We start from the raw sequence: 5,689 nt of genomic DNA on the forward strand, positions 1-5,689 counted from the left end.
TGGGCAATTTCTTCATTGGGAGAAAATTCTATTTGTACCGATGAGCGTATGGAGCCAATAATTTTTGTGACATTATAGGCATCATAGTTGATAAAGCGAATGCGGCTATCGCTTGGCGCACGGGTGGGAAAAATACTGGCATGGCTAGGCGTTAAAGAAAGGGTAATAGCGATGTTAAGAATGAGAAAAAGAATTTTTTTTGTCATGATCAGTTGACCACTTCCGGATCGGTTCTATATTCACTAACAATAAACCCTAGAGGATTTATCAAACGGTTTTGGACAGAGATAGGGGCATTGATGTATTCAAAGGTAAGTGTTGCAACCCAGTGGGTGATGAATTCTTTGTTGTTGTCGTTGTCGTGAATGGTTCTGTAGTAACGCACTTGGGCAACATCGTCATTGATAAAGGAGATTGATTTTATTGTTATTGTAACAGCGGCGTGTTTATAGAGAATTTGAGGACTTTGGGGATTTCTTGCTCCATACCAGCTGGCAAATCTTTCCTGTTCTTCTGAAGAAGAGAGGAGGGAGACGGTTTGGAAGTTGTGTTGTGTTTCTTCTGTGGTGAAGCCTTCACGGGAGCGGACATATTTTGCAGCAAAGTAGCGTGTGATTGCTTCGTCGACATTGGTGGGACCTTCTTTTAAGGCTTCCACAACTTCGGTGATGCCGGTTGAATTGTCTACACGGATGACAAAAGGTTCCACGGTTTTAAGGGGTGTGAGGGTGATGACCGCGAGAGAAGACATTATTGCAACAGCAACTGCGATGCCGGCAATGGCAAGCGAGACGCGGGTGGTGCGGCGTGAGGCGAGCATGCGATCTTGATCAAACGAGCGCGCTTCAGCAATGTATTGTTCTATGTCTTTTTCTTTCATGCTTTTTGCCCGCAATTTTTGTAAGATTTGATTTCTTCATCCGTTAATTTTTGTGCCAGAAGCATTTCCAGCTTCCCTTCTTTTAGGGGTGAAGGGGTGTTGTTACTGATGATAATGGGTGTGGGCGTGGGTTTTTTCCCTTCCCAATTCCACATTGATCTGTTGAGTGGACGTTTAGAATATCCATCACATTTTGGGAGTGACTTCAGTGTGTTTGGTGAAGACATACAGCCACTGAGAAAGAGAAATGGTAAGATAATCCCAATTTTTTTAAATTCCCGCATTTGAACTTAGTGCTCCCTTATTTTCGAGATGAGTTTTTGTAGACCATGAAGAGCGGCTTTACCACCTACATTAGCAAGGTGACCAGCTTCTTTAGCGGCACGGAAAGCTCCTTTTCCAGCAATTTGTCCTGCACCTACACCTAATTTTGTTGAGCCTGTGAGGGAAGCTCCACCAGAAGCTAAAGCTGATGCTATATCAGGTAATTTGAGGAAAATCAAAATGCCGCAACTGGCAATAGAGAAGAATTGGACTAAGGAAATTATCATATCTAGAACACTACCTGAAAGGATGGTTGTTGAAAGATCAACATATAGACCACCAACTATAACTACTAATACCTGCAAAATGATGAAGTTTGCTGTTTGATTTAACCATGCCTCTGTAAACCTTCTTGTTGAGGAAAACATATAAAGGCTTATAAAGAGGGGCCCCACTGATATAACGAGAAATAAACCAATTTTAGCAAATATTGAGACGAAAAAACCAATAGCACAAAAGAAAGCAGAAATTACTAAGCAGACAAGGCCAGCAAGCCAGTAAACAACAAACGTAAATCCATTTTCGTTGTTTGCTGCATCAAAAACGTGTCCAGCAGCAGTTTGTATCATATTATCCCATACATTTTTATCCGAGTGTGCTCCTTGGGTGACATTTGCAATGGCATTCGGCAGATCATTGAAAAATATATCCCTAACCCACGCATTATAAAGAGCGGCGTTTGTGGCGAGTGAAACAATGATGCCAAGTTTGAAAATTGTTGCTATAAAGTCCCACAAAGGCATGGAAGAACGCCCATAGATAATATTGTACCCTATAAATATAATGTAGATTGTACAAGATGCTTTAAGCGGAGTAGATAAAGACGATGAGAGATTTCCAATGGTGTTATCCATTACCCTTGTAAGGGGCTCCATCAATCCGTTGTCTATCTTGGTAAATATATCATACGCTGCCATTGTCTTTCCTCCGCTCCTTATCATATGGGGTTCGTGTTCCATACGGAGTCAAATTTTTATGATTTAATTACTGTCCTCTTTCTTTTCAGATTGTTCTTTCATTTTTTTCTTATCGTCATTTTTACGATATTTATTTAGATAGTTTTGAAAGGATTCTTCACGAAGTTCGTCTAGTGCTTTTCCTAAGTTTTCACAATTTTGAGGAGATTCTGTTTTAGAAGGCTTTTTCCACATACATTTAGGTGTCCACTCATTACGTAATTTTTCGTCTTTTTTAAATTCTGCTACGCTGTAGGTTTTTTCACATCCAGCCGTGATGAGCCCTGTGCAAAGTAGCAATGTTGTTATGAGAACTTTATTCATAGATATTTCCCCTTTTTCCTTTCAGTTTTACAAGTTTTGAGCACAATCTTTAAATTCTGCTTGTGTTATCGGTTTTTTATAACCAGTGATGATAAATCTAGGGCAGAGACATAATCTTGCCATAAATATATTAGAGTGTACGAAGCTCTTTAAGTTGAGCAGCTAAAGCGCAATAGCGATGTGTAATGGTGCTATCCATTGTCCTTGTAAGGGAATGCATTACAGTATTATCTATCCAAGTAAATACACCTTTGGTTACTATTGCCATTGAGATGCTCCGCTCTTCATTATGTTTTAATGGTTATTTTGTTGTTCTTCTTCCGCGCGTCGCTTTGCTTCTTGTTCAGCTCGGAATTTTTCATTCTCAGCTCTCATTTTTTTAATTCTGGCTCTCATTTCAGCTTTAGCTTTTTCCATTGCTTTACGATAACGTTCGTCATCTTCACGCTCTCTTTCTTCAGCTTTTGCTTCATATTCTTTCTGAAGTTCTAAAAATGCTAACCGCATGTTTTCACAATTTTTTGAAGTTCCTGCAAATCCACATTTCGCATCCCACTCTAGGCGTAATTTTTCATCTTTTTTAAATTCTGCGACGCTATAGGTTTTTTCACAGCCAGCAGCGATAATTCCAGTGCCAAGTAGCAATGTTGTTATGAGAACTTTATTCATTATTTATTGTCCTGTTGTTTAGCTTTAGCGCGCTCTTTTGCTTCTCGTTCGGCTTTAGCCCGTTGTTTTGCTTCAAATTCAGCTTCCCATTTTTCTTGTCTAGCTTTTTGTTCAGCCCAAAGTTCATCCATACTTTTTTTCCGTTCCTCTGCTGCTTTACGACTTCTTTCTTCAGCTTGTGCTTTATATTCTTTTTCAAGTTCTAAAAATGCTAACCGCATGTTTTCACAATTCTTTGAAGTCCCTGCAAATCCACATTTAGCATCCCACTCTAAGCGTAATTTTTCATCTTTTTTAAATTCAGCGACGCTATAGGTTTTTTCACATCCAGCAGCGATAATTCCAGTGCCAAGTAGCAATGTTGTTATGAGAACTTTATTCATTATTTATTGTCCTGTTGTTGTTTAGCTTTAGCGCGCTCTTCTGCTTCTTGTTCTTCTTCAGCACGTCGCTTTGCTTCTTGTTCGGCTCGGAATTTTTCATTCTCAGCTCTCATTTTTTCAATCCAAGCTTTTTGTTCAGCTTTAAATTTTTCATCTATTTTGCGATTTTCTTCTTCAACTTTTGCCTGACGTTCTTTCTCAAGTTCAGCGCCTGCTACTCTTAGGTTTTCACAATTTTTTGAAGTTCCTATCCCTCCACATCTCGTGACCCATTCATCAAATAATTTTGGATTTTTTTTAAATTCTGCGACGCTATAGGTTTTTTCACAACCAGCAGCCATAAGCCCTGTGCAAAGTAGCAATGTTGTTATGAGAACTTTATTCATCAATATTTCCCCTTTTTCCTTTCAGTTTTACAAGTTTTGAGCACAATCTTTAAATTATGCTTGTGTTATCGGTTTTTATAACCAGTGATGATAAATTGAGATGACAGACATAATCTTGCCATAAATCTATTGTAGAGCCTGCAAGGTTCTTTAAGTTGAGCAGCTAAAGCGCAATAGCGATGTGTAATGGTGCTATCCATTATTTTTGTAAGGGAATGCATTACAGTATTATCTATCCAAGTAAATACACCTTTGGTTACTACTGCCATTGAGATGCTCCGCTCTTCATCGTGTATTTTATAATCTAATTATCCTGTTGTTCTTTTGCTTTTCGTTCTTTCTCTTGTTGTTCAGCTTGCCTTCTTTCATATTCAGCTTGATTTCTTTGAATCTCCTCTCTCAATCTAATTCTGGTTTTTTCAAATGTTTTATCAAGGTTCTCTTGAGCTTTACGAGCTCTTTCTTCAGCTTTTGCTTCATATTCCTTTTCAAGTTCAAGTTGTGCTAATCTTAGGGTTTCACAATTTTTTGAAGTTCCTGCTAATCCACATTTAGCAATCCACTCTTCCATCAACGTTGGATTTTTTTTAAATTCTGCGACGCTATAGGTTTTTTCACAACCAGCAGCCATAAGCCCTGTGCAAAGTAGCAATGTTGTTATGAGAACTTTATTCATTATTTATTGTCCTGTTTCTTTTCAGAATCTTGTTTATCGTCATTTGTTGAGCCAAATCCTCCCCATTTTTTACGGGTTTCAAGTTCAGCTTGCTCTGCATTTTTACAATTTTTCGAATTCAAATCCCCTGACGTCAAACATTTCACTAATACTTCTTCCATCAGTTTTTTATTTTTTTTAAGTTCTTCTACGCTGTGGGTTTTTTCACATCCAGTGGTGATGAGCCCTGTGCAAAGTAGCAATGTTGTTATGATGATCTTGTTCATATTCAAGCCCCTCTTTTTTCTCGTTTATTGACCACGGAGTTTTTTGGCAAAATCTTTATATCGTGCTGTAAATTCTTCGTAGCCACGTTGTTCTGCCGCTTTTTCTTCTGCTTGTTGAATCATCATGGCGGCTTGCATTTGGAGTATTTTTGCTTGGAGGTCTGCTTGTACCGCTGATAATTGTGCTTGAATGCCTTGAATTTTACCCGCATCTTCAGTACTTCCAAGTTCGTCAAGAAGCTTGGTAATGTTTTTTTGTGTTTCACTGGCTTCTTCGTAGACGTCTTGTCCTTTTGCTGCTTGTCCTACTACGCGCTGTTCGGCTTTTTTCACTTCCTGTGCGTAAAAAGCATCCACTGCCTCTTTTGATCCAGCACCCCCCGCGGGCTCTTTGTATTTAAGTTCTTCTTGCCATTTTTGCGTGTTTTTGCTGCCGCCGCCGCCACCGCCGCCACTGCCCATCGATTGTTGAAAGTGGTTAAAATCTGAAGGAAGGGCGCCACTGCTCCCTTGCTTGTTAAACATCTCTTTCAATCCCGAAATGTCAGGCTTGACATTTAAGGAGTTATATAACTGTTTCGCTTGATCGAGTTGGCTCTTTAATTGCTCAAGCTGTTGTGCACCTTGTTGAATTTGTTCTTGCAACTTGTTAAGCTGTTGTTGGCCTTGTTGAACTTGTTTAATCATTTGTCCAAAAGCCTTGGGATCAAATACAATACCGCCAAAACCAAATGAATTGGTTGTTAAACCAAAAGAAATTGCGCAAAGAGCTGTTGCCAATAAAAGTTTTTTCATTGCTTTGACCTTTCTTGAAAAATAGGAAGC

The 5,689-nt window shown here is 39.1% G+C and carries 11 protein-coding genes and 1 pseudogene; all 12 read right to left on the bottom strand.

Features of this window, described 5'->3' with window-relative positions:
• A pseudogene (locus tag ACFIL8_RS07215) lies at nucleotides 1-206 on the bottom strand (P-type conjugative transfer protein VirB9); the annotation flags it as partial.
• Between the two features lie 2 nt (nucleotides 207-208).
• Nucleotides 209-880, bottom strand: a complete 672-nt coding sequence (locus ACFIL8_RS07220) for a virB8 family protein (RefSeq protein ID WP_375620969.1) — start codon at nucleotides 878-880, stop codon at nucleotides 209-211.
• Nucleotides 877-1,164 (bottom strand): type IV secretion protein VblB7, encoded by a 288-nt coding sequence (locus ACFIL8_RS07225; protein ID WP_375622641.1) that lies wholly within the window; start codon nucleotides 1,162-1,164, stop codon nucleotides 877-879. The genes ACFIL8_RS07220 and ACFIL8_RS07225 overlap by 4 nt, the downstream gene beginning before the upstream one ends.
• A 6-nt stretch (nucleotides 1,165-1,170) precedes the next feature.
• Nucleotides 1,171-2,121, bottom strand: coding sequence for a type IV secretion system protein (locus ACFIL8_RS07230; protein ID WP_375638288.1), 951 nt, complete (start codon nucleotides 2,119-2,121; stop codon nucleotides 1,171-1,173).
• Between the two features lie 63 nt (nucleotides 2,122-2,184).
• Nucleotides 2,185-2,484 (bottom strand): EexN family lipoprotein, encoded by a 300-nt coding sequence (locus ACFIL8_RS07235; RefSeq protein WP_375635551.1) that lies wholly within the window; start codon nucleotides 2,482-2,484, stop codon nucleotides 2,185-2,187.
• Between the two features lie 130 nt (nucleotides 2,485-2,614).
• Nucleotides 2,615-2,752: a hypothetical protein gene (locus ACFIL8_RS07240; RefSeq protein ID WP_375689271.1), complete on the bottom strand. Its 138-nt coding sequence runs from the start codon at nucleotides 2,750-2,752 to the stop codon at nucleotides 2,615-2,617.
• 26 nt (nucleotides 2,753-2,778) lie between these two features.
• On the bottom strand, nucleotides 2,779-3,153 hold the full coding sequence (locus ACFIL8_RS07245; protein ID WP_375622649.1) for an EexN family lipoprotein: 375 nt from the start codon (nucleotides 3,151-3,153) through the stop codon (nucleotides 2,779-2,781).
• The gene (locus ACFIL8_RS07250; protein WP_375689273.1) at nucleotides 3,153-3,536 is read right to left on the bottom strand and encodes an EexN family lipoprotein; all 384 of its coding nucleotides are present in this window, start codon (nucleotides 3,534-3,536) and stop codon (nucleotides 3,153-3,155) included. Before ACFIL8_RS07250 ends, ACFIL8_RS07245 begins: the two co-directional genes overlap by 1 nt.
• Nucleotides 3,536-3,922, bottom strand: a complete 387-nt coding sequence (locus ACFIL8_RS07255) for an EexN family lipoprotein (protein ID WP_375612513.1) — start codon at nucleotides 3,920-3,922, stop codon at nucleotides 3,536-3,538. The genes ACFIL8_RS07250 and ACFIL8_RS07255 overlap by 1 nt, the downstream gene beginning before the upstream one ends.
• A gap of 304 nt (nucleotides 3,923-4,226) precedes the next feature.
• Nucleotides 4,227-4,598, bottom strand: a complete 372-nt coding sequence (locus ACFIL8_RS07260; protein WP_375689275.1) for an EexN family lipoprotein — start codon at nucleotides 4,596-4,598, stop codon at nucleotides 4,227-4,229.
• On the bottom strand, nucleotides 4,598-4,864 hold the full coding sequence (locus ACFIL8_RS07265; protein WP_375612514.1) for an EexN family lipoprotein: 267 nt from the start codon (nucleotides 4,862-4,864) through the stop codon (nucleotides 4,598-4,600). The genes ACFIL8_RS07260 and ACFIL8_RS07265 overlap by 1 nt, the downstream gene beginning before the upstream one ends.
• A 24-nt stretch (nucleotides 4,865-4,888) precedes the next feature.
• On the bottom strand, nucleotides 4,889-5,659 hold the full coding sequence (locus ACFIL8_RS07270) for a type IV secretion system protein (protein WP_375689277.1): 771 nt from the start codon (nucleotides 5,657-5,659) through the stop codon (nucleotides 4,889-4,891).
• Between the last annotated feature and the right edge of the window lie 30 nt (nucleotides 5,660-5,689).

The sequence above is a fragment of the Bartonella sp. AP57NXGY genome, assembly GCF_042195805.1.
Classification (GTDB): Bacteria; Pseudomonadota; Alphaproteobacteria; order Rhizobiales; family Rhizobiaceae; genus Bartonella.